This window comes from Trichocoleus sp. DQ-U1, from assembly GCF_039961925.1.
Taxonomy (GTDB): Bacteria; Cyanobacteriota; Cyanobacteriia; order Cyanobacteriales; family FACHB-T130; genus FACHB-T130.
Window position 1 is genome coordinate 1 of the sequence record NZ_JAMPKB010000082.1, and the last position, 22,684, is coordinate 22,684.

The 22,684-nt window shown below is 46.7% G+C and carries 18 protein-coding genes; 8 read left to right on the forward strand and 10 right to left on the reverse strand.

Annotation, left to right across the window (positions count from 1 at the left end; translation table 11 throughout):
- Nucleotides 1–235: 235 nt before the first annotated feature.
- The 4 genes from NDI34_RS23405 to NDI34_RS23420 form a co-directional block, all read right to left on the reverse strand.
- The gene (locus NDI34_RS23405) at nt 236–1,234 is read right to left on the reverse strand and encodes a glycosyltransferase (protein WP_190675449.1); all 999 of its coding nucleotides are present in this window, start codon (nt 1,232–1,234) and stop codon (nt 236–238) included.
- 134 nt (nt 1,235–1,368) lie between these two features.
- On the reverse strand, nt 1,369–2,466 hold the full coding sequence (locus NDI34_RS23410) for a hypothetical protein (protein ID WP_348234000.1): 1,098 nt from the start codon (nt 2,464–2,466) through the stop codon (nt 1,369–1,371).
- Between the two features lie 65 nt (nt 2,467–2,531).
- The gene (locus NDI34_RS23415) at nt 2,532–3,587 is read right to left on the reverse strand and encodes a hypothetical protein (protein ID WP_348234001.1); all 1,056 of its coding nucleotides are present in this window, start codon (nt 3,585–3,587) and stop codon (nt 2,532–2,534) included.
- Between the two features lie 76 nt (nt 3,588–3,663).
- On the reverse strand, nt 3,664–4,605 hold the full coding sequence (locus NDI34_RS23420) for a glycosyltransferase family A protein (protein ID WP_190411265.1): 942 nt from the start codon (nt 4,603–4,605) through the stop codon (nt 3,664–3,666).
- 86 nt (nt 4,606–4,691) lie between these two features.
- Between NDI34_RS23420 and NDI34_RS23425 the strand changes: the two genes are divergently transcribed.
- Complete coding sequence (locus NDI34_RS23425) at nt 4,692–5,696, forward strand: Npun_R2821/Npun_R2822 family protein (protein WP_190986877.1); 1,005 nt, start codon at nt 4,692–4,694, stop codon at nt 5,694–5,696.
- A gap of 10 nt (nt 5,697–5,706) precedes the next feature.
- Nucleotides 5,707–6,600 (forward strand): Npun_R2821/Npun_R2822 family protein, encoded by an 894-nt coding sequence (locus NDI34_RS23430; RefSeq protein WP_348234002.1) that lies wholly within the window; start codon nt 5,707–5,709, stop codon nt 6,598–6,600.
- A 192-nt stretch (nt 6,601–6,792) separates the two neighbouring features.
- Here NDI34_RS23430 and NDI34_RS23435 read toward each other — a convergent pair whose 3' ends face one another.
- The 4 genes from NDI34_RS23435 to NDI34_RS23450 form a co-directional block, all read right to left on the reverse strand.
- The gene (locus NDI34_RS23435) at nt 6,793–7,428 is read right to left on the reverse strand and encodes a TenA family protein (protein WP_348234003.1); all 636 of its coding nucleotides are present in this window, start codon (nt 7,426–7,428) and stop codon (nt 6,793–6,795) included.
- Nucleotides 7,429–7,477: 49 nt separating this feature from the next.
- A complete protein-coding gene (locus NDI34_RS23440; RefSeq protein ID WP_190667709.1) occupies nt 7,478–8,242 on the reverse strand; it encodes a pentapeptide repeat-containing protein in 765 nt (254 codons plus the stop codon).
- 65 nt (nt 8,243–8,307) lie between these two features.
- Nucleotides 8,308–8,502: a hypothetical protein gene (locus NDI34_RS23445; RefSeq protein ID WP_190411270.1), complete on the reverse strand. Its 195-nt coding sequence runs from the start codon at nt 8,500–8,502 to the stop codon at nt 8,308–8,310.
- A 208-nt stretch (nt 8,503–8,710) separates the two neighbouring features.
- Nucleotides 8,711–9,802 (reverse strand): alpha-hydroxy acid oxidase, encoded by a 1,092-nt coding sequence (locus NDI34_RS23450; RefSeq protein ID WP_348234004.1) that lies wholly within the window; start codon nt 9,800–9,802, stop codon nt 8,711–8,713.
- Between the two features lie 101 nt (nt 9,803–9,903).
- On the opposite strand from NDI34_RS23450, the gene NDI34_RS23455 reads away from it, so the two are divergent.
- The 5 genes from NDI34_RS23455 (at nt 9,904) to NDI34_RS23475 (ending at nt 19,386) form a co-directional block, all read left to right on the forward strand.
- Nucleotides 9,904–10,329: a lysozyme inhibitor LprI family protein gene (locus tag NDI34_RS23455; RefSeq protein WP_348234005.1), complete on the forward strand. Its 426-nt coding sequence runs from the start codon at nt 9,904–9,906 to the stop codon at nt 10,327–10,329.
- Nucleotides 10,330–10,506: 177 nt separating this feature from the next.
- On the forward strand, nt 10,507–14,745 hold the full coding sequence (locus NDI34_RS23460) for a tetratricopeptide repeat protein (RefSeq protein ID WP_348234006.1): 4,239 nt from the start codon (nt 10,507–10,509) through the stop codon (nt 14,743–14,745).
- A 222-nt stretch (nt 14,746–14,967) separates the two neighbouring features.
- Nucleotides 14,968–15,939, forward strand: a complete 972-nt coding sequence (gene hemC, locus NDI34_RS23465) for a hydroxymethylbilane synthase (protein ID WP_190411275.1) — start codon at nt 14,968–14,970, stop codon at nt 15,937–15,939.
- A gap of 84 nt (nt 15,940–16,023) precedes the next feature.
- On the forward strand, nt 16,024–17,448 hold the full coding sequence (glgA, locus tag NDI34_RS23470) for a glycogen synthase GlgA (protein WP_348234007.1): 1,425 nt from the start codon (nt 16,024–16,026) through the stop codon (nt 17,446–17,448).
- A gap of 561 nt (nt 17,449–18,009) precedes the next feature.
- A complete protein-coding gene (locus NDI34_RS23475) occupies nt 18,010–19,386 on the forward strand; it encodes a right-handed parallel beta-helix repeat-containing protein (protein WP_190527266.1) in 1,377 nt (458 codons plus the stop codon).
- Nucleotides 19,387–19,640: 254 nt separating this feature from the next.
- Here NDI34_RS23475 and NDI34_RS23480 read toward each other — a convergent pair whose 3' ends face one another.
- Together NDI34_RS23480 and NDI34_RS23485 are read right to left on the reverse strand one after the other, a co-directional pair.
- Complete coding sequence (locus tag NDI34_RS23480) at nt 19,641–20,717, reverse strand: M23 family metallopeptidase (protein ID WP_348234008.1); 1,077 nt, start codon at nt 20,715–20,717, stop codon at nt 19,641–19,643.
- Nucleotides 20,718–20,749: 32 nt separating this feature from the next.
- The gene (locus NDI34_RS23485; RefSeq protein WP_348234009.1) at nt 20,750–22,054 is read right to left on the reverse strand and encodes a homoserine dehydrogenase; all 1,305 of its coding nucleotides are present in this window, start codon (nt 22,052–22,054) and stop codon (nt 20,750–20,752) included.
- A gap of 200 nt (nt 22,055–22,254) precedes the next feature.
- Here NDI34_RS23485 and NDI34_RS23490 point away from each other — a divergent pair, with 200 nt between their 5' ends.
- Nucleotides 22,255–22,632, forward strand: coding sequence for a TPM domain-containing protein (locus NDI34_RS23490; protein ID WP_348234010.1), 378 nt, complete (start codon nt 22,255–22,257; stop codon nt 22,630–22,632).
- The last annotated feature ends 52 nt before the right edge of the window (nt 22,633–22,684 follow it).

Genomic DNA, 22,684 nt, shown 5'->3' on the forward strand with positions numbered 1-22,684 from the left:
AGCTCCGTATACGGCATACCAACTCCCCAGTGTCTTGATGCTGATCTACTCCCTTATTGTGCAATCTCGATTATGAACTGGCACACTACTTGACCATTCATGCAGGAGGTCTAATGAACACAAAGAATATGTCTATGTAAACGATTTGTAGCGCTCAGACGATGCTGCTTAAATTGATAAACCCCTGAGTTTTGTTGTAATTTCGATTGATTTAAATAAATAAGTTTTTAAGTTTTTAGTTTTTTTTACTTCCTGATGCAAGTAGTTGTATGCGATGTTGCACGCTGTTTATTTTGATAGATAAGGAACGGCGCTGCAAAAATGTTTGTCGGCTCCAAGTTGATGCCGTACACCAGCGTTCATAGGCTGGAACGGCTACATCTGTGAGGAAGTTGCGCCATTGTATAACTAGCCTCACCGGTTGTGTTTTCTCAGCACGGACTCGACCGTTTTCCATCATGGCACGCCGCAACTCTTTGTCGTCACGAAGGCGCTGGAGAGCAGCGATCGCATCCTCAAGGGAAGGTACTTCCAAATAGTCTAGTTCGCTTTGGCGCTCTGCTCGGAATGCAAAATCTGTCCCTAGAATTGCCGGTACACCAGCACACCAGGCGTTAATCAACTTCGTGGCAGGTTTCCAGGTGTAATCTTGGCGATCAAAGCTACGCACAGCTACGACTACATCGACATCACTGTAGTCGTTCCAGCGCTCAGACTTCACTATCTGCCAACTCAAACCTAAAGCCTTCAGATGCTCCTGCCAGGATGGCTTCTTTAGTTCAGATGCTAAGTTATACGTAATACCAAAGTAGGCAGCATTCTCAAATCGATCTCCTCGTGCAGGATCGCGAGGAATTAACCCTGGTTGCGACCAAAGTGGAATGTAGGAACTATCTTTGAAGGTCGATTCTTCTTGAGGGTTTTGCACAACATGAAGCTGTGCATAGGGATGTCGCTCGTAGTCTGCCTTCAGACAAACCATCAGCAATTTTGCTTGTGGCTGTAAAGCAAAGGGGAAAGATCGCCGATGTGCTAATACGATTCCCTCAGTAGGCATGGTTCCTGTTAGTTCACACGGAAAGCCATCGGCTTTGAGGCGAAGGTAAGTTTGTAGCGTCCAACAGTATATACCTTGTCCAAAACCTTGCCAGTAAGTATCGGCACTCTTTGGCATATCCTCAACCCAGTCAGATTGGGGAAGGTAAAAATATATTGGCGGTAATTTATCAGCCATAACGGTATGAACAGGAGCAGGCGTTAGTAGGCAATTTAGGCATATAAAATCTGCAATCAAAAAGCTGCTTTTGTTGCCTTGCCTAGAGGTTTGTTAAATTGACAGTAAATAGTGCTGCTTTGCACCACTAAGTGTTACTGAGTGTTGTCGTTATTCTCAATTGAACGGGAATTCCAAGCTCCTCTAACCCGCAACACGAGGGATTTTACGGGACGAGACACCTGCGATCGCGCAATTCGGATACGATGCCGTAAATCTTTCGTTTCGACAGCTAGGTAGCGGCGCTTCAGAAATGTTTGCCGGGTCAAACTCGATGCCGTACACCAGCGTTCGTAGGCTGGAACAGCTATCTCTGTTAAAAAGCTGCGCCACCGTTCTACCAATCTTTCTGCCTTTGTTTCCTCAGCACGGACTCGACCATTTTCAATCATGGCATGACGCAATTCTTTGTCATCGCGCAGGCCTTTGAGAGCAGCGATCGCATCCTCAAGAGAAGCTACTTCCACATAGTCTAGTTTGCTCTTGCGCTCGGCTCGGAATGCCGAATCAGTACCCATAATTGCGGGTACACCAGCGTGCCATGCGTTATATAACTTAGTTGCTGGTTTCCAACTGTAATCGCCATGACGGTTAAAGTTGCGAACAGCTAGTATCGCGTCGATTTCACTGTAATCGCTCCAGCGATCGCGACTATTGACGATTTCCCATTGCAAACCTAGATCCTTGAGTTGTTCCTGCCACTCTGGCTTTCTCAATTCCCGTGCTAAATTCTCCTCACGACCCACATAGGCAACTTTCTCAAAGCGATCGCCTCGTGAGGGATCGCGGGGAATTAACCCCGGCTGAGGCCAGTACGGCATAAAGTAGCTTTCCCAAAGCTTCACCGAACGTACTACCATTTCCTCTTGCGGATTTTGCACAATATGAATCTGTGCATAGGGATGTTGCGCTCGGTCTGCCTGAATGCAAACAATCAGCACCTTCGATCCCGGTTGTAGGCTTTGTGGAAGAAAGTCCCAATGCGCCACGACAATTCCCTCTGTCGGCATGGTTCCTACCAGTTCGCACGGAAACTTATCAGCTTTGAGGCGCAGATAAGTTTGCAATGTCCAGTTGTACATTCCGCGCTTGGCATCCAACCATTGCCAGTAAGTATCAATCGTTTCCGGTATGTCACCAGGCCAGTCACTTTGGGGAATGTAAAAATAAATCGGTGGTAGCTTGTCAGTCATAAGAGTATATAGAAAACCATCCGTTATTCAGGGAATCGGCAAAAACTGTTGATTCCAGGGAAATCCTAAATGGTTCTGATTTTGTGCAAGAGGTTGCTTAGACGGATGCGAACTCCCTTTGTTTGGGTAGCTAAGTCACGGCGCGTTAAAAATACTTTCCTGGTCGAATTTGAAGCCGTACACCAGCGTTCGTAAGCTGGAATTGCTATGTCTGTTAAAAAGGTGCGCCACTGTGTGGTGAGCTGATCGGGTTGTAGTTCCTTCGCACGGAGCTTACCATTTTCAATCATCGCACGACGCAACTCTTTGTCATCGCGAAGACGTTTCAGTGCCAACATCACTTCATCAACAGAACCCGCTTCTAGATAGTCGAGTTCGCTTTTGCGCTCCAATCGGTACCCAGACTCGCATCGTCCTAGAATTGCAGGTACACCAGCAATCCAGGCGTTGTAAAGCTTTGAAGCCGGTTTCCAGTAGTAATCATTTTTACGATTAAAGCTGCGGACAGCCACGATTGCATCAATCTCACTGTAGTCGTTCCATTGAATCGGGTTTCTGACCACCTGAAAGTGCAAACCTAAGGCATTCATCTGCTCCTGCCATGACGGTTGCCTCAGCTCAACTACCAAATTTTCTTTACGACCCAGATAGGCAACATTCTCAAAGCGATCGCCTCGTGCTGGATCTCGCGGGATCAACCCTGGTTGAGGCCAATGCGGAATGTAATACTTTTCTCCTGGAAACAGATATTTATCCCCAACATGTATGTGTGGATAGAGCATTTCCTGGCGATTTTGGACAACATGAAGCTGTGCGTAACGGTGTTTCCCTTTATCCCCACAAACAACCACTAATATTAGTTTTGGCCCCGGTCGCAGCTCAGGTGGTACAGTACTTGTCCACGCAACAACAATACCCTCAGCAGGTATTTTCCCGGCAATTTCGCAGGGAAAACCATCAGCTTTCAGCCGAAGATAGGTTTGTAATATCCAGTTGTACGTGCCAGTGCATTTACCACTTTTATAAACTTCTTGATAAGTTTCAGGATTCACCGGAATGTTGCTATCAGGCCAGTCCGATTCGGGAAGATAAAAATAAATCGTTGGAAGCTGTTCAGCCATGAGGGATGGAGATAAGCATGGATAACTACGGTAAATCTTGAAAATCAAGCAATACAAGAAATCTTCAAACGCTCTGTCAAAGCCAATGTTTCAACTGAAGGTCATAATGACCGGCTTGTTCCGGAGGATACCACCCTGTTTCAACCTTCTCGATTATTTTAGGTAAAGCTTCGATAAATTCTGAACCCCGGTCTTTTGGATGAACCGTCCAGGCTTTCGGAGAATCGAGAACCCCTCGGACATACTGCGTCGCCTCCAGTTGGTTCGATACCATCACTTCCCAAGAATCCAAAGCCCCTTTACCAGCGATATTGTTCAATATCGTTTGTAACCTCACTGGCAACCGATTGGCAATCTTTTGCCGATAAGGACGCCACAGCACTGGTAATGGGAGTAACTTGTCGAAACGCTTCTTGTCAATTAAGTAAATGCGACTGCTGAAAAACTTAAATGTGTAGAAACCATGCGGGTTCCGCTCATAGGGCACCCGTTGATACATATTACCATCCTCTGTCGGTGGCCCAGTCAGCGGTCTGATTGCCATCACTTCCGGGTGTTGTTGCATCAACTTCATCCCCTCTTCTACCCAGCTATAATCGGGTTGCTGATGGAGCAGCATATCGCTGTCATAGTGAAGCATATAGTCACCTTGAGCTTCTTCAATGTGAAAAATCGTGCCCAAAATGGGATAGCCCTTATAGTTATGTGTATACCGGATGCGGCTGCCAAAATGTTTGCGATATACTCGGTCGTGATAGGCTCCGGAGTAGTCAATATCGACTACTTTATCTACCACACCATCGCGCAGTAAGCGATCGCAGCGCTCCCGTAACTGTTCTAGAGTACCGATGCCTGGACGCCCGACTTTGTCCCCCGTTAGCGGTGCCGTATCTACAGCCAACACCCGTTCGCTAAACTTGAATTTACTCATCTTCACTAGATGAGGAATGGTGTGCATCATGAACGGCAGATCGGTTCGCGCTACCAAAATCCACAGTGAACAGCTAGCAATTGACATTAATTCTGCCTTTGTGTTTTAGACATCAGGAAGCTCCTAAAAAGATTTTAATGTATTATTCAAATTAACCTGCTGAGGATTTTTATATGACAGACGGCATCTATACACTAGCGAATGATGTAGTCTACGACCAACTCGTTGCTCTATTAAATAGCATAGAAGCCAATGTCGGTAAAGAAATCCCAGTCTGCGTTATTGCCTATGATAATCGAGTAGATCGAGTTCGCGCGGAAATCGCTAATCGGGAAAATGTAACCTTGCTGGATGATGTTAACTTGTTTGCTCGTTGGGAAGATTTTTCTAAACGGGTATGGGCAGCTCATCCAACTGCTTTAAAGACTTGGCAAGAACAAGGAATCCCCGGTGTTAATCGTATAGGCATGAATCGGCGATACTGCGCCTTTGATGCGGATAGCCCTTTTGAAAGGTTTATCTACTTAGATGCCGATATCGTAGTCATGGATTCCTTAAAAATTATCTTTGATAAATTAAATGACAATGATTTTGTAGTTTATGATTTTCAGTATAAATCCCCCAATCATATCTTTAATCTCCAGTCACCAAAATTATTAGAAATTGTTGATAAAAACCGGCTTAGCACAGAGATATTTTGTGCCGGAATGTACGCCGGGAAGCGAGGGTTATTTCCCCAGGAACAAAGAGATTGGTTAGTATCCAAGCTTGAGGAAGGCGAGGCAGAAATTTTATTTATGCCAGCGCCTAACCAATCAGTTCTTAACTATATGACGATGAGAGGCGAGATTCCAGTTTATAACTTGGCGCTGCATTTACCTGACGACAAAAAGACTGGAAACGCGGTTACTTCTCCCCATTTTGAAGCTAGGGATAATATTCTGTACGATCGAGGCAAACGACTAACCTATCTACACTATATTGGGCTGTCATCAAAATTGTTTTCTCGGATTAGTGAGGGAGAAAATATTGATTTTCCCTATCGGGATATTTTCTTGTATTATCGCTATCTTCACGAACCAGAGAAGCGCCCCAAGTTTACAACCAAACCGACACCTTACAATCAGGCTCCAAGTTTAGCCAAAAGAGTTTTAAAGAAAATTGGATTCACCAGTTGAGGATATTTGAATGAGTCGTGGTATCTATATTCTTGCTAACGATCGCGTCATTGATAATGCGATCGCGCTATTGAATAGCATTCGTGCTTATGATGCTGATAGTCCGATTGTGATGATCCCCTATAACAATCAGTATCAAGCGATCGCTGATATTATTACTAAGTCTCATGGGGTAAAAATATACGAAGATTTACAGTTATTAGAAAAGATAGATGATTTAGTCAAGCAGACCTGTGGTGACAACCTTTTAGATAGACCCAACTTGCTTCGCAAGTTAGCCTGTTGGTTTGGCCCTTTCGATGAATTTCTATATATTGATACTGATATTGTTGTATTTGAAAAAATCATAGAAAATCTTAATTATCTTGCAAACAATGATTTTATCTGCTGTGATTATCAATACACAGGAGGCATTAAACAAGTTTTTACACCCAAAATCACAGAAATTTTCTCTGAAGACGAATTGAAAGATGTTTTCAATAGTGGTTTTTGGGGTTCCAAGAAAAACCTAATTACTCAACAAGATTTGCAAGATACTTTTGAGTTCTGTGCATCTCATCCTGAGTATTTTTATGTCTTGAACTCCGACCAAACGATTCTTAATTATCTCGTATTAAAGCGAATGTCTCGACGATTTAATATTGTTCGAGAAAACGGGAAGGGGCCTGGAAATTGGGCAGGAAGCCCGCATTTTAAGCAGGAAGGCTATAAATTAGTCGATCCAAAAGTTAACCAACCTCTGAAGTTTGTACACTGGGCGGGCGTCCGTTTAGAGCCAGGTGGTTCGTATTGGGATATTTGGGAACACTATCGTTATCTGAATGAACCTAAACCAGCTCAAGTAGCATTCACTCAGAAGAAAAAAAGCTTGTGGCAGCAAATCAAAGATAAAATCAAGGGATAAAAATAGAATTCTGCAATAATATTTAGAAACATCTTCTTAACCCGCACTGCTTTTCAACTCAGAACCTCGCCCCCAACCCCTCGACCTTCACGGAGAGGGGAGAGAATATTAAACCCCTCTGGATGAGCGGGAAGACACAAGGATGGGGTTAAACCGTACTGCATCCAATCGAGAATTGCTATAAATTGAAATCTAGATTTTTAAATCACTAGCCTCCCAGGCAGCTTGAAAGAAGTCTCGTTCGCACAACATCGCATAGCGGTAAGTTGATTTCAAAGATGCTGTGGTAGAGGCATAACGATCAGCCAGATTTTCTAATTTCTGAGCTAGTTGCTCAAATTCCTCACTGCTATAAGTGCGAATCCAGTTAGTGTATTGATGGTCTTTTATTCCACTCTGAGCTATCTGCTGACCTAAGAAAGTATACAGACGCATACAGGGTGCCATTGCCACAGCAATTAGACTGACCTCCGAACTCCAAGCTGTTGCTAATAAAAAGTCCGTGTAGCGGCGTGTAGCGGCTCCCGGTTCTACTGCTTGCAGGTTGACTCCCCACTCATCTGCATAGCCTTGATGAAGGGAAAGTTCATCTAAAACGCCCCCAGCTAGGGAATGAAACGTATTAAATCCTTCCGCGTCGGGAGCTTTAGCCGCAGCAATGCTATAGGCACGGGCAAAAGCTTCTAAGAAAAAGGCGTCTTGCCCCACATAGTAAGCAAATCGCTGCTGGTGTAGCGTGCCGTCGGCAATGCCTTGGACAAAAGGATGCTTGAGGCAGGCTTGCACTAAATCTTGATTTTCCTGCCACAAATCGCTGGATATCGTCATAAACTGACTCGTAAACACTGGGCAGGTATTTTAACCCACCCTAGCAGAATTAAAAAAGCAATCGGAGTAGTAAGCTACCAATACCTCCTAGGAAATTCGCCAAATTTCCGCCGCTGCTACCCGCTTCCTGCAAAGGTGTTGTCAGCTCTTTAATGAAAACTTGGCTAGTCTGATAGCCTTGAATATTTCCCTGGATGGTAAAGAGTTCGGAAGCTTTCTGAGAATCCAGAACGGCTCCGGAGCGATCGCCCATTTGATAACGCGCCACTCCCCTCGCTAAGTATGCGGGGGCAAAGTTGGGCTTAAGAGCCAGCGATTGGTTGAAATGATCGATTGCGCCTTGTTGGTCTCCTTTTTGGCCCTCTGCTACACCCCAAGCGTAGAAATCTTCAGGCGTGGCTGCGTAGCTAGGGATGCCAATAGCCGCCTGCAAATTAGCACCATTAATGTTAGCACCCGCCAAATTTGCATTAACAAGAAAAGTTTCTCTCAGGTCAGCGCCTGCCAGGTTCGCACCTGTCAAGTTTGCACCGCTCAGATTGACCCCAAATAGGGAAGTCCCGCTCAGATTAGCACCCCTGAGGTCAGCTCCACTCAAGTTGGCACGGCTGAGATTAGCACGGCTCAAATCAGCGCCGGTGAGATTAGCTCCTGACAAGTCAGCTAAAGCTAAACCAGCACCCCTGAGGTTGCATTGCGAACATTGTTTAGTCGCTAATAACTGTCTAGTATGTTCGACGTTTTCAGCTTTTGCAGGAGCAGCGAAGGAAAGTGTGGTCAGCAGTGCTGCTGTTGCGGCGATTTGGGGTTTCATATCGAGTTGTGCAGCGGTAGCTCTCTATTTTCCCCAGCATAAACCATTCGGGAAAACATCAAGCTTTATCGTACAGAATTAGAACCGCTGCCATTCTCTGGAGTGTGAGTATTTGGGCGAGGTAAGAGGCTGATGATTTGCGATGCGGTTTCTTGCAAGTTGAGTTCTGATGCCATTTGAGGGGCAGTTGACCAGCTATGTCCCAAAAATACATTGAGAGAGAATGTTAGAGTCGCGGCTACCATTAGTTTTTCCAGCATCTCAAACTCCCCCCACAGCAGATAAATTAGCGCATAAGATTCTGATACTACTAATATGAATAGTTTTTATCTAACATTAGGTGATTGACATGCCGGAGAAAATGTGATCGTATTTCCAGGACTGCGTGATCCTAGTCACATACAGCGAATTTACCGTCTTAAAGGCGCGATCGCATCTTCTCATCAGCAAGCGCAATACCAACGATTCCTACAACCGCACCACTAAACTGGGATCAATGTCTTGTAACTTAGCGCAGCCACTCAAAGAGATCGCTAAATCAAGTTCATCCCGCAAAAGTTCCAGTACGTGACGGACACCCGCCTCTCCCCCTACCGCTAATCCCCACAACACAGGGCGTCCCAACAATACTGCCTTTGCCCCTAATGCCAGAGCTTTGAGGACATCAGTACCGCGACGGATGCCGCCATCAACCAGCACCTCGGCTTTGTCCCCTACAGCCGCAACGACTTCACTCAGGGCATCAATGGAAGCGATCGCTCCATCCAATTGTCTGCCCCCGTGATTAGAAACAATCACCGCTTTGGCTCCATGTTCCACCGCCCGAAGCGCATCATCTCCTCGCAAAATCCCTTTTACCACCAAGGGCAAAGGCGATAGAGATTGCACCCATTCCAAATCCTTCCAAGTTAGCGCTGGGTTTAGCTGCTCTAAAAAATAGGCAAATAAACCCGATTCGCCGGGTTTATAGGAAATCTCTAAATCTGTCAACGTAGCTAAATTAGCCAGTTCCATCCCCGATGGCAAAACAAACTGATTTCGCGTATCTCGCTCTCGCTTACCCAGCAGAGGGGCATCAACTGTCAGACACAGCGCTTGGAAACCGGCAGCATAGGCGCGTTCTACCAAAGCACGGGTAAGGGCGCGATCGCGATGCACATACAACTGAAACCACGGTGGTGTCTGATTTCCGACACTGGCAACTTCTTCTATACTTTTGGTTGCTAAGGTACTCAATACCATCGCGGTTCCCATTTTTGCCGCAGCTTTGGCAGTAGCAATTTCACCGTCTGGATGCGCCAAACACTGAAACGCCATTGGTGCGATGAGAATTGGCAGTTGTAGAGATTGACCGAGGATCGTGGTACTTAAATCCCGCTGGCTGACATCTACCAGCATCCGAGGACGGAGTTTGTAGCGCTCAAAGGCTGCTCGATTATCCCGCAGCGTGATTTCGTCCCAAGCACCGCTAGCGTAGTAATCCAACGCCATCTGAGATAGATGCTCGTTGGCTAGCCTTTCGTACTCAAATAGATTGATAGGTCTAACAGGAGTCGTCATTTGCCAATGCTAGCCGATGCTCATCAAGAGCGATCGCATTTCACTTTGTTGCTATAACCTTTTTGCTATGTTATTGGCTACACAGAATTCAAGATTTGACCATGAATAAGTTATTACCCGCAATTGTAGGTGTGGCAGCTTTGCTCAGTTTAGGTACTGCGGCGGTGACAAATGCAAATGCAACACCAGATGTATCGGGAATCCGCCTAGCTCAACGACCTAACTGCAACAATCCTCAGACGCAAGGAGAAATGAATGCCTGCGCTGGAATAGATTACCAAAATGCAGATAAAAAGTTGAACCAAATATACAAACAACTCCTACCAAGATTGCAAAGCTCGCGGCGACAGAAATTAATTTCAGCGCAGCAAGCTTGGATCAAGTTTAGAGATGCTAGTTGTACTTATGAAAGAACTGAATTTGCAGGCGGAACAATGGAACCGATGGTTTACAGTAATTGCCTTGCAGCGGTAACACAACAACGTACAGCACAATTAGAGCAATATCTAAGCAACGCCGATAAGTAAAGCGAGAATGCGATCGCACTACTGAAATGAAATAGATGAAGAATGCGATCGCTCTATTCCAACTCTATTCTGCAAGGCCCTTAGCGACCAATTAGATTTTTGCATAACTCCGGTTCAGATAAAGATATAGATGATGGAGCGACCAAATCTATAAATCAGCTGCTGGAGAATTTGCCAATGCACTACTGTCTCAAATCTCTCAGCCTTGCCACTGCTACTTTACTGCTTTCGCTGACATCTCCCCTTTTACCGCTTACCTTGAAGTTTGAGCCTCTTGCGGTACAGGCGCAAACGACCCAAGACAGAAAGGCTGAGGCGTTACAGCTGAACAAAGAGGGAGTTCAGTTACTAAATAGAGGTCAAATTCGAGAAGCTTTGCAGAAATTTCGAGCCGCTTTGGTCATTTCCAGAGAAATTGGCGATCGCAGGAGAGAAGGCTCGACTCTTGGCAATATTGGAAAGTCTTACTTTGAGTTGAAACAGTACTCTCAGGCTTTGGATGCCTTCCAGCAAGCTCTGGCAATTTCCAGAGAACTCAGCGATCGTAGAGGAGAAGCTGCTTATCTTGAGAATATTCGTAGGGTTCAGCTCGCTCAAAGTGGAGTACCTATCCTTGATAAGGCAGAAGTAGATCGCCTCATTAAGCAGGGTCGTCGGCAGCTAAAAGACAGTCAACTTCGAGAAGCTTCACAGACTTTTCAACAGGTGTTGGAGATTTATCGAGAGCGTGGCAACCGTGCAGAGGAGGCTGCCATAACTAGAAGAATTGGATCGATATACAGGAACGTAGAACAACATACCCAGGCTTTGGAATACTTTCAGCAAGCTCTAGCCATTTATAGAGAAATTGGCGATCGCCAAAAAGAAGCCTACACTCTCGGCAATATTGGCTGGTCTTACTTTGACTTAGAGCAGTACCCTATGGCTATGGAGTCCTTCCAGCAGGGTCTAGCAATCCACCGAGAACTCGGCGATCGCCAAAAAGAAGCTGCTTATCTCGATAATATTCGCAGGGTTCAGCTCGCTCAAAGTGGAGCAGCCATTCCTAAAACCGCAGAAGAAGAACGCCTCTACGAGCAGCTCTTTGAGCAGGGTGAGCAGCAGCTCAAAAACGGTCAATTTCGAGAAGCATCACAGACCTTTCAACAGGTATTGGATATTTATCGAAAGCTTGGCGACCGTGCAGAGGAAGCGTCTACAACTTTAGAGATTGGTTCGATCTACGGTGAGGTAGGACAACATACTCAGGCTTTGGAATACTTCCAGCAGGCTCTAGCCATTTACAGAGAGATTGGCGCTCGCGAGGACGAAGCCGAGGCTTTCGAGGAAATTGGGGAGTTTTACTTGGAATCGGGACAGTCCTCTCAGGGGCTGGAATACCTCAAGCAGGCTTTAGCTATTTACACAGATATGGGAGAGCGCAAGGCAGAAGCCTCCACTCTCGGCAGCATCGGGTGGATTTACTTTCACGATCTAAAACAGCCCTCTCAGGCTTTGAAATACTTCCAACAGGGTCTGGAAATCTATAGAGAACTCGGCGATCGTAGGAGAGAAGCTGCTTATCTTGAGAATATTCGCAGGGTTCAGCTCGCTCAAAGTGGAGTAGCCATTCTCAGCGAGGCAGAAGCAGAACGCCTCTTAGAGCAGGTTGAAGACGGTCAATTTCAAGAAGCGTTACAGTCCCTGCAACAGGCATTGGAGAAATATCGAGAGCGTGGCGACCGTGCAGGCGAGGCTACTATAACTAGAAGAATCGGATCGATCTACGCTCAAGCAGAACAACCTATTCAGGCTTTGAAATACTTTCAGCAGGCTCTAGCCATTTACAGAGAGCTTGGCGCTCGCGAGTCAGAAGCCGAGACTTTCGAGGAAATTGGGGATTTTTACTTAGAGTCGGGACAGTCTTCTCAGGGGCTGGAATACCTCAAGCAGGCTCTAGCGATTTACACAGAACTCGGCGCTCCCAAGAAACAAGCTTACACTCTCAGCGAAATTGGGGAGTTTTACTTCGACTCAAAACAGTACTCTGAAGGTTTGGAATACTCTCAGCAGGCTCTAGCCATTTATACAGAACTTGGCGACCTTACAAGAGAAGTCCGCATTCTCAACAATATTGGGAAGGTTTATGATGAAAACCTGAAACAGTACTCCCAAGCCTTGGAATACTACCAGCAGGCTTGGGTAATTAGAAGAGACTCCTGCGATCGCACAGGAGAAGAAAGAACTCTCCAAAGCCTTCAGAAGGTTTATAGTCGCAGGAGTCTCGCTGAAGAAACACCTATCTCCGATCGAGCAGTGGCTCGCCTGCTTGTAGAAGGGTTGCAGCAGCTTAGGAACAATCAGTTGCCAGAGGCAGCACAGTCTTTTCAGAAGGCATTGGAGGTCGAGCGGAAAGGGAGTAACCGCAAGCAGGAGGCGTTTATCTCCAGGCTAATTGGATGGAGCTACACGGATCTGGGACAGCATACCCAAGCTTTGGACTATTTCCAGCAGGCTTTAGCAATTTACAGAGAAATGGGCGATCGTAACAGCGGCGGTAGCTACGCTTCACGCAGGGAAGAACTCTCTACTCTCGATAATATTGGGTGGTCTTACGTCGCACTAAAACAGTACCCTCAAGCTTTAGAATCCTTTCAGCAGGCTCTAGCAACTTACAGAGAAATCGGCGATTCGTCTAAGGGCGATACCTACACTTCACGCTCTCAAGAAGCTACTGCTCTCAATACCATTGGTTCTGTGTTGGAAGCACAAAATCAACCGGAATTAGCAATTATCTTTTACAAACAATTTGTTAGTATCACTGAAGCCTTTCGTAAAAATTTGCAAGTCTTACCCAGTGCAAGACAAAACGCTTGTTCTCAAACATCTCCTAATAATGTATATCGTCATCTTGCTAACCTTCTCCTCAAACAAGACCGAATCCTCGAAGCACAAAGAGTTTTAGATTTGCTCAAAGTACAAGAACTCGACGATTACCTCCGCAACGTGCGAGGCAATAACAATACTAATCAAGGATTACCGAATCTCCTACTAGAACAACAGACTTGGGCGAGTTATGAAGTGGTTCTGGACAAAGCGGTAGAAATTGGCAAAGAACTCACTCAACTACGACAAATACGACCCGAAAACCGCACCCCAGCACAAGAACAGCGCATCGCTCAATTGGTGAAATCCCAAGAAAAAATTATCGAAGATTTCAATAACTTCAGCGAAAGTCCAGAAGTATTGGCACTGATTCAGCAGCTGAGTCCCAAGAGCAGGAAACCAGATTTGGTGGACGATTTAGAAGACCTGATTGGCTTACAAGATAACCTGAAAAATCTGCAACAAAAGGCAGTCCTCCTCTACCCCTTAATTCTGGACGACCGCATCGAACTCATCCTCACCACCCCTGACTCTCCCCCCATTCGGCGCACCGTCCACGTTTCCAAGAAACAACTCAACGAGACAATTGCAGCATTTCGCAGCGCCTTACAAGACCCCAAATCTGACGCCAAAATCCCCGCCCAACAACTTTACAACTGGCTGATTAAACCCCTAGAAGCAGACCTGAAAGCCGCAGATGCCGAAACGATTGTCTACGCACCCGACGCTCAACTGCGTTACATTCCCCTAGCGGCTTTGTACGATGGACAACAATGGTTAGTGCAACGCTACCGCATCAATAACATTACTGCCACTTCCCTTACAGAACTCAATACCCAACCTCAACGGCAACTGCAAGTTTTAGCCGGTGCCTTTGCCACCGGACGCTACAGTTTCACGGTTGGTGGACAAGACTTTAACTTTGCTGGGTTGCCCTTTGCTGGAACTGAGGTAGAAAATTTAGCCAAGACCGTTCCCACTACAACCAAACTCATCGATAAAGCCTTCACCCCTCAAGTCACCGTTCCTAAAATGGATGACTACACCGTCGTGCATCTAGCGACTCATGCCGCGTTTGTCGTGGGGACACCGGATGATTCTTTTATTCTCTTTGGTAATGGCGATCGCATCACCCTCCGAGATATCCAAAAATGGAGCCTCAAAAACGTCGATTTGGTAGTTCTTTCTGCCTGTGAAACCGGATTGGGCGGAAAACTGGGGAATGGTGAAGAGATTCTCGGCTTAGGCTACCAGATGCAGAGAGCAGGGGCAAGGGCTGCGATCGCATCTCTTTGGACAGTCGATGATGGCGGGACTCAAGCCTTAATGAATGCCTTCTATGCAACTCTCAAAAAGGGCAACACTACAAAAGCTGAAGCCCTGCGTCAGGCACAAATTGCTCTGATTACTAGCGACTATACAGCTTTGGCTCAAAAGCGCGGGGGCATTGTCATCGAACGTATTGGCAATACTTCATCACCGGATGCTATCGCTCGGCTTAGCCACCCTTATTATTGGGCACCGTTTATCTTGATTGGCAATGGCTTGTAGCCTGTAAATTCGATGACTCTTGAAGAAGGCAATCGCTCTATCCATGATGCTGTCGCTGATAAACATCCATCAACGATGACTGGCTCGCTTCCAGCATCCGGGAGAATTCATATTACTTAACTTATCTTGAGAGTGTTGGCATCAAACTCCAGACCTATTACAGCCACGGCTGCGGTAGTCTAGAACAGGTGACTTTATTTGCTGTGTTCAGGCGATCGCTTTATGTCTCCTACAGTTTCTAGTCCGGCTCGTACTATCCGCATCGGTTCTCGCAAAAGCCAACTCGCACTCGTCCAGACTTACTGGGTGCAAGAACAACTCCAGAAACACTTTCCCGAATGTACCTTTGAAGTCCACACGATGGCGACTCAAGGGGACAAAATTCTAGATGTTGCCTTAGCCAAGATTGGCGATAAGGGACTCTTTACGAAAGAACTCGAACTGGGAATGCTCAACCAAGAGACAGACTTTGCCGTGCATTCCCTCAAAGATTTGCCCACCAACTTGCCAGAGGGATTGGTTTTAGGATGCGTCAGCGAACGGGAAAATCCGGCAGACGCCCTTGTCGTGCATGAAAAGCACAAAGATAAGCAACTGGAAACCCTGCCAGAAGGGGCTGTAATTGGAACCTCTTCCCTGCGGCGACTGGCACAGCTGCGCCACCACTATCCTCACCTATCCTTTAAAGATATTCGGGGCAACCTAAACACCCGACTCGCAAAACTAGATACAGGTGAATACGACGGAATTATTTTGGCAGTAGCAGGATTGCACCGCCTGGGAATGAGCGATCGCATTCATCAAGTTATTGCCCCTGAAGTATCCCTCCATGCCGTCGGACAAGGTGCTTTAGGCATCGAATGCCGTGCTGGTGACACCGAAATTTTGGAGTTACTCAAGGTACTAGAGCATCAACCCACTGCTCAACGCTGCTACGCCGAAAGAGCCTTTTTACGGAACCTAGAAGGTGGCTGCCAGGTGCCAATCGGAGTGAATACTCAGATTGACGGCGATACACTCACCTTGACGGGCATGGTTGCCAGTTTAGACGGCAAGCGGATGATTAAAGACACCGTTAGCGGTGCTGCTAGCGATGCCGAACAAATCGGAATTCAGCTTGCCCATCGGTTACGCGAACAGGGAGCTTCGGCAATTTTAGAAGAGATTTTTACCGAAGTCGGACGCGGTCATTAATCCAAAATCAAAATCCAAAATCGGGTAGGCGATCCCCTGACTCGGTATGATGTAACCAAAATATTTCAGGAAACGCCAGCAATAATGCGAATTCTGTTTGTTGCAGCTGAAGCAGCACCCATCGCCAAAGTGGGTGGGATGGGTGATGTCGTTGGTGCCTTACCAAAAATTCTGCGAAAAATGGGGCATGATGTGCGAATCTTCATGCCCTACTACGGTATGCTGCCCGACAAAATGGAGATACCCAAAGACCCTGTTTGGTCGGGTTCTGCCATGTTCCAGTCGTTCGCAGTCTATGAAACCGTTCTGCCTGGAACCGATGTGCCACTGTATCTATTTGGTCATCCGGCTTTCATGCCACGTCGCATCTATTCTGGGGACGATGAAGACTGGCGGTTCACGCTGTTTGCTAACGGTGCAGCAGAGTTTTGCTGGAATTACTGGAAGCCGCAAATTATCCATTGCCACGACTGGCACACTGGGATGATTCCAGTGTGGATGAACCAAGATCCCGATATTACCACCGTCTTCACGATTCATAATCTGGCTTATCAAGGGCCTTGGCGTTGGTATTTAGAGAAAATTACTTGGTGTCCTTGGTATATGCAAGGACACAACACAATGGCAGCAGCGGTGCAGTTTGCAAACAAGGTGAACACCGTTTCCCCCACCTACGCCCAACAAATTCAAACCCCCGCCTATGGCGAAACGTTGGAAGGTTTGCTGTCTTTCATTAGCGGAAAGTTATCCGGTATTGTTAACGGCATCGATACGGAGGTTTACGACCCCGCCACTGACAAATACATTACTCAGACCTTCACAATTGATACTCTTGAGAAACGTCAAGCCAACAAAATTGCACTGCAAGAAGAAGTCGGCTTAGAAGTTAACAAAAATGCCTTTGTGATTGGCATGGTAACGCGACTGGTGGAGCAGAAAGGCATCGATCTTGTGATTCAAATGCTCGATCGCTTTATGGCGTATACCGATGCTCAGTTTGTCCTGCTGGGTACAGGCGATCGCTATTACGAAACCCAGATGTGGCAAATGGCTTCCCGCTACCCTGGTCGCATGGCAAACTACTTACTCTATAACGATGCTCTCTCCAGACGCATCTATGCGGGTAGCGATGCTTTCCTCATGCCTAGCCGCTTTGAGCCTTGCGGCATTAGCCAAATGTTGGCGATGCGTTACGGCTGCGTGCCGATTGTCCGTCGCACAGGTGGCTTAGTCGATACCGTTTCTTTCCACGACCCAGTGAACCACGCTGGTACGGGGTACTCCTTCGACCGTTATGAACCCCTAGACCTTTACACCTGTATGGTTCGGGCATGGGAAGCTTTCCGCTTCAAACCGCAATGGCAGGAGTTGCAGAAGCGGGGTATGCAGATGGACTTCAGTTGGGACACATCCGCTAAGGAGTATGTCAAACTGTACAACTCTATTTACGGTATCACTGAGGAAGAACCCGCCCAGCCTGAGATGCAGTCAGAGTTAGTAAATACTTAGTCATAAAAAGCACTTCGGTTAAAGACCCCCTGCTTGCAGGGGGCTTTTTGTTAGCTAGGGTGCGTTAGCGATCGCTAACGCTGTCAAACTTGGTGGCAAAGTTTCAAAACCTTGTGAGTGCATAGGATGCGCTCATTGTCAGCGTAAGGTACTCGCCCTAAAATCCAGGCATAAGTTAAGGTTATTGGCAATAATCCTTGAATTACGGACAATAAAAACGCTACAAGCACCATAATCCTCGGGGTTAGACCTTGTTCTAGCTAGCTTGCGATCGGTTATATATATTTTTTATATAAAGTACAGTTTCCGTACTACTGATAAATTCTTTGTAACTTTTTTGCAAACGCAACTAGCGACCACAAGACAAGCCTACAAATAAAGCAAGTTTTTACTGCATTTCAGCCTTTTCTCCGAAAGATGTCAGTAATATCGCGGATCTCAATCGGTATTAACGACGGCTAGGATTTAGCAGACCAGTTTTATGAAGTTTTGATGAAGCTTCCTAAAACTGCACAGCAGGGTCATCTCTAGCGTTCTTGTCGTTTACCAACGAAGTAAAAAATGTCTAAAGTACACTCTTCTGGATTGAGCCTGCTGTTGATTTTTAGTGCCTCGACGGTTAGCGTCGGACTAGTAACAAAACCAGCACTCGCTATTACCACCTACTACGTTGCGACGAATGGTAGTGATAGTAATTCTGGAAGCCAAAACAGCCCATTTGCCACTATCAGTCACGCAGCTTATAAGGCAAAGGCTGGCGACACGGTATATGTACGGGGAGGCACCTACAGCTTTACGAAAGAACAATACATTGGCAGCATCGGCACCGCCAGCAGTCCGATTAGCTACCAATCCTATCCAGGCGAGAAAGCAATTTTAGATGGCACTAAAACGCCAAGCAACACCAACATCGTGAATCTAGCTGGCGCATACAACATCTTCAAGGGCTTTGAAGTAAAGAACTCCAAATTTACAGGCATTGTGTCCTGGGGCGGCAACAACCTCCAGATCCTCAACAACACCGTTTACAACTCCTACAAGAACGGTATCTTTGTTGGTTACGACAAAGATATGACCACAGCCTCAAACATCCGAATCGACGGCAACACCGTTTATATGAATTGCCTTGCGAATAAAAGCCGTACCCTTGCTGATGGTTGGGATCAGGGGATCGCTAGTGGCAGAGCAAGCAACGTCACCATCAGCAACAACCACGTGTATCAGAACTACGGTGAGGGAATCGACTTTATTTTGACCAAGGGCGGTGTAGCTTCTGGTAATAAGGTGTATGACAACTACAGCGTGAATCTATACCTGGACAACGCTACTGACATCACGGTAGAGCGCAACCACATTTACACCACCAACAACACAAACTTTTACCGAGACGGTAAACCAGCGAGTGGGATTCAGGCATCCAATGAATACTACGATTTTTCCAACCCAGTGAATAACATTAAAATCCGCAACAATATCGTCATTGGGGGACTTACAGGCTTTGCCTATTTTTCAAATTACGGCAGAGGCGGAGGGTTGAAGAACTTTGTTATCGCCAACAATACCTTTTACAAAGCGACGCGAGCCATGCTCCTGATCCATAGCGATCCAGGTCATACAAACAATCTGATTGCCAACAACATTTTCTCCCAAACTGGCAGTGTCGCGATGACAGAAATTCCAGCCAAAACGGGATTGGCATTTCAGAATAACTCTTGGTATGGTGGCAGTGCTGGTATTGCTGTGGGTACCGGCGATATCACTGCCAACCCGTTGCTGGTAAATCCGGGAACTACAGTGGCAACTGACTACAAGCTTCAGCCTGGTTCCCTAGCCATTGAAAGAGGTACTACGCTTACTCAAGTCACGAATGATTATGCAGGATCGAGCCGCCCGCTAGGGCTAAAGCATGACATTGGGGCTTACGAATATTTCAAGTAGAGTAATGATTTTTTAACGCAAAGGGCAATCTGGGAAAGGGCAAAGTTACGCAGAGGAACTACAAGTTTTTGCGATTACTAAGTCTTTTCCCTAGCCTTCTGTGCATAAAAAAATCCTACTGACGAATTAAGACAAATCTTTCTGGATGATGCTCTACATTAAATATCCCCTACCCTCAAAAAAGGGTGAGCTGTATGTAGTGCATCAAAACAGAAATGGGATGAGTCAAACTAGCTGCAAGCACAGATTCCCGATTATCTATTAACAGTTACTTGCTGAAGATAGGGTTGTGGATCTTGTGCCACCCAGCCTAAATTCGAGTTGTAGCGCAACTCAAAATGCAGATGGGGTTTGTCTACGTCAGGGAGTCCTGTGGTACCAACCGTTCCCAGGACATCCCCCTGGTTAACTTGTTTACCACGACTAGCATCAATGGTTGCAAGGTGAGCATAACGGGTTTGGCGTCCTCCCGGATGATTAATGACGACTAAATTGCCAGAGTCTCCGCGATCGCCAATAAAGGCTACAGTTCCCTTATCCACTGCTAGCACGGGTGTCCCGACTTCTGCCAACAAATCAATACCGCTGTGAAAAGCAACTTGATTGCTTCGAGGATTTAGCTGCCAACCATAACCCAGTGCGATCGCTGTCGTTGCGGGTAAGGGATAATGGGCTAGTTTTCGGTTGTTACGTCCAGCCAGACTTACAGGCGACCAATTTACCCCAGGGATGAATACAACTCTAGGATTTTTCTGGCAACCGTTCGCCTCATAGAGTACATCGGCACGAATTCGGTAGGTTTTGGCTACATCTTGCCAAGTTTTCCTAGCCGGAACTTCGACGCGAATGCCATTGTAAGGCGGAATCAAAATTTCTGCCCCTACGGGTGCTTTGCCTTGTCGCAAAGACGGATTGATGCCGATCAAAGTAGTAGGAATGAGATTGTATTGGCTGGCAATACTTTCTAAAGTTTCACCAGCGGCAACTTTGTGGCGAATCAAGCGTTCTAAAACTGGCGGTGGGCACATTTGCTTGTCACCCTTCCCCTCAGTTGCAGGAGGCGATGAAAGGGTAGGTACAGCGAGATTGTCTTCAGCTACAGAGGATTTTGAAAATACCGCCGAAAAAAGGCAAAAAGAAACCGGAAGGAGGAAGAAAAAACTGAATTTTTGCTTTTTTCCTAACATTTCTAAGATGCGATCGCAATATCCGTTCGCTTTTTTGATGCCATATTTGAGATTCCCCCAACCCCCGCGCTGACGCACCGCTGCGCTTAAACCAAAGCGGATAAAACAGGAGCGATCGCTGTATTTTAGGGAAGCTGTATTCATTCGCCTCTCTACATCTTTCGCCACTTGTCTCCTCATAAAACTCGCAAAATGCTGGGAATACTGTCTATCGTATCTAACGTGCGAATTTCATCCAGGGCTTGTCGAAAGTTGCCTTCCCGGACATCGTGAGTCACGACGACAATTTCGGCAAGTTCGCCGTGGATACCAGTTTGCACCACAGATTCAAGACTCACCTGGTGGTTGCCGAAACTGGTGCCCAACTTACCAATAACGCCCGGACGATCCCGTGTCAAGAAACGAGCGTAAAACCGCGTAACTAGCTCCTCCATCGGGGCGATCGCGCAGTAATCTTGATGGGAACAGCTTAATAGGGGATGCAGTTTGGCAGCATCTCCACCACTTTTCAAAATGGCAGCAATATTTAAAATATCCGAGACAACGGCGCTGGCAGTAGGCCCGGAACCCGCCCCTCGTCCGTAAAACATCACCTGCCCAATCGGTTCGCCTTCTACGAGAATTGCGTTATAGACGCCGCTAATACTGGCAAGCGGGTGAGTTTTGGGTACGAGAGTCGGATGAACTCTGACTTGTAGAGAAGTCCCTTTCTCCGGTGCCGGTAAATCTTGTTTAGCGATCGCTAATAATTTGATCGTAAAGCCGAGTTTTTCCGCATAGGCAATATCGGCGGCGCTAACCTTAGAAATTCCTTCACAGTAAATTTCTGGCAGCTTGATGCGTCCCCCAAACGCTAAGGAAGCCAAAATCGCCATCTTGTCAGCAGCATCTAAACCATCTACATCAGCCGTTGGATCGGCTTCTGCATAACCCAACTGCTGGGCATCTGCCAGAATCTCGCTAAATTCACCCCCCTCGGTTTGCATGCGGCTGAGGATGTAGTTCGTGGTGCCGTTGACAATGCCAGTCACCGAATGAATCCGGTTGACACTCAGCGCCTGTTTCAGGGGTTGAATCACCGGGATGCCGCCCCCCACGGCTGCCTCTAGCATCACATAGACGCCTGCTTGATTCGCCGCCGTAAAAATTTCATCACCGTAGCGAGAAATCACCGCCTTGTTTGCCGTGACAACGTGCTTACCATTGGCGATCGCTTTGAGGATGAGCGATCGCGCGGGTTCTAAGCCTCCCATCACCTCGACCACAATATCCACATGGGGGTCGGTAACAATCGATTCCAAATCGGTCGTCAGCAAGCTTTCTGACATTTCTACGAGTCGGGGCTTATCTAGCGATCGCACTCCCACCCGATAAACTTCTATTTCTTGCAACAGCGGATGACGCCCTTGCGGATCTAGCAAAATTTGTGCCGTACCCGTGCCGACTGTCCCCAGTCCCAGTAATCCGATTTTAAAAGCCACAACCGTTATCCTGAATTTTAACTCTACAGCGCTTGTAATTTACTTGTAATTTAGCTTTTCGGCTCTGCCTCCATCGCGTTGGCAATGCTAACACAGGGGATGCTACCAACACCCTTCCCATCATCGCCCCGAACAGTGAGCCAAAAACTGAGCAAAAGAGTGAACCGAATTGCCGATCCACCTGAGACATTCTAGAGGTGATGGCACCCATTACAGTTGTTGAGTTGCGATCGCTTATGCTCAAACAAATTGCTCTTGCTGGTTTTGCGAGTTTCACTGTTGCTGCCTTCCCAGTCGTCAGCAAGGCTTTAACCGTTCAGGAAGTTCCCAATCCTCGGCAAATTAATGGTGGCTGGGTGACAGACATGGCAGATATGCTCAGTCCGACGACGGAAGCACAACTCAACCAGATCATCTCAGATTTAGAGGCAAAAAATAGCAGTGAAATCGCGGTAGTGACGGTGCCAGAGACTTCACCTTCTGCTACTCCCAAGGCGTTCGCTACGGCGCTATTTAATAGACCTCTTGCAAAAGTCGTCGCTGGGGTAATATGGGGTCTAAAATTAGACGATTGCTAGCTGCCAGTCATAAGTTTTACTCATCTTACCTTTGACTGAGCCGAAGTTCATA

Excerpts from the sequence above, each read along its gene's own strand:
- NDI34_RS23405 (WP_190675449.1), bottom strand. The coding sequence starts at position 1,234 with ATGGCTGATAAATTACCGCCAATATATTTTTACCTTCCCCAATCTGAC.
- NDI34_RS23410 (WP_348234000.1), bottom strand. The coding sequence starts at position 2,466 with ATGACTGACAAGCTACCACCGATTTATTTTTACATTCCCCAAAGTGAC.
- NDI34_RS23415 (WP_348234001.1), bottom strand. The coding sequence starts at position 3,587 with ATGGCTGAACAGCTTCCAACGATTTATTTTTATCTTCCCGAATCGGAC.
- NDI34_RS23420 (WP_190411265.1), bottom strand. The coding sequence starts at position 4,605 with ATGTCAATTGCTAGCTGTTCACTGTGGATTTTGGTAGCGCGAACCGAT.
- NDI34_RS23425 (WP_190986877.1), top strand. The coding sequence starts at position 4,692 with ATGACAGACGGCATCTATACACTAGCGAATGATGTAGTCTACGACCAA.
- NDI34_RS23430 (WP_348234002.1), top strand. The coding sequence starts at position 5,707 with ATGAGTCGTGGTATCTATATTCTTGCTAACGATCGCGTCATTGATAAT.
- NDI34_RS23435 (WP_348234003.1), bottom strand. The coding sequence starts at position 7,428 with ATGACGATATCCAGCGATTTGTGGCAGGAAAATCAAGATTTAGTGCAA.
- NDI34_RS23440 (WP_190667709.1), bottom strand. The coding sequence starts at position 8,242 with ATGAAACCCCAAATCGCCGCAACAGCAGCACTGCTGACCACACTTTCC.
- NDI34_RS23445 (WP_190411270.1), bottom strand. The coding sequence starts at position 8,502 with ATGCTGGAAAAACTAATGGTAGCCGCGACTCTAACATTCTCTCTCAAT.
- NDI34_RS23450 (WP_348234004.1), bottom strand. The coding sequence starts at position 9,802 with ATGACGACTCCTGTTAGACCTATCAATCTATTTGAGTACGAAAGGCTA.
- NDI34_RS23455 (WP_348234005.1), top strand. The coding sequence starts at position 9,904 with ATGAATAAGTTATTACCCGCAATTGTAGGTGTGGCAGCTTTGCTCAGT.
- NDI34_RS23460 (WP_348234006.1), top strand. The coding sequence starts at position 10,507 with ATGCACTACTGTCTCAAATCTCTCAGCCTTGCCACTGCTACTTTACTG.
- hemC (WP_190411275.1), top strand. The coding sequence starts at position 14,968 with ATGTCTCCTACAGTTTCTAGTCCGGCTCGTACTATCCGCATCGGTTCT.
- glgA (WP_348234007.1), top strand. The coding sequence starts at position 16,024 with ATGCGAATTCTGTTTGTTGCAGCTGAAGCAGCACCCATCGCCAAAGTG.
- NDI34_RS23475 (WP_190527266.1), top strand. The coding sequence starts at position 18,010 with ATGTCTAAAGTACACTCTTCTGGATTGAGCCTGCTGTTGATTTTTAGT.
- NDI34_RS23480 (WP_348234008.1), bottom strand. The coding sequence starts at position 20,717 with ATGAATACAGCTTCCCTAAAATACAGCGATCGCTCCTGTTTTATCCGC.
- NDI34_RS23490 (WP_348234010.1), top strand. The coding sequence starts at position 22,255 with ATGGCACCCATTACAGTTGTTGAGTTGCGATCGCTTATGCTCAAACAA.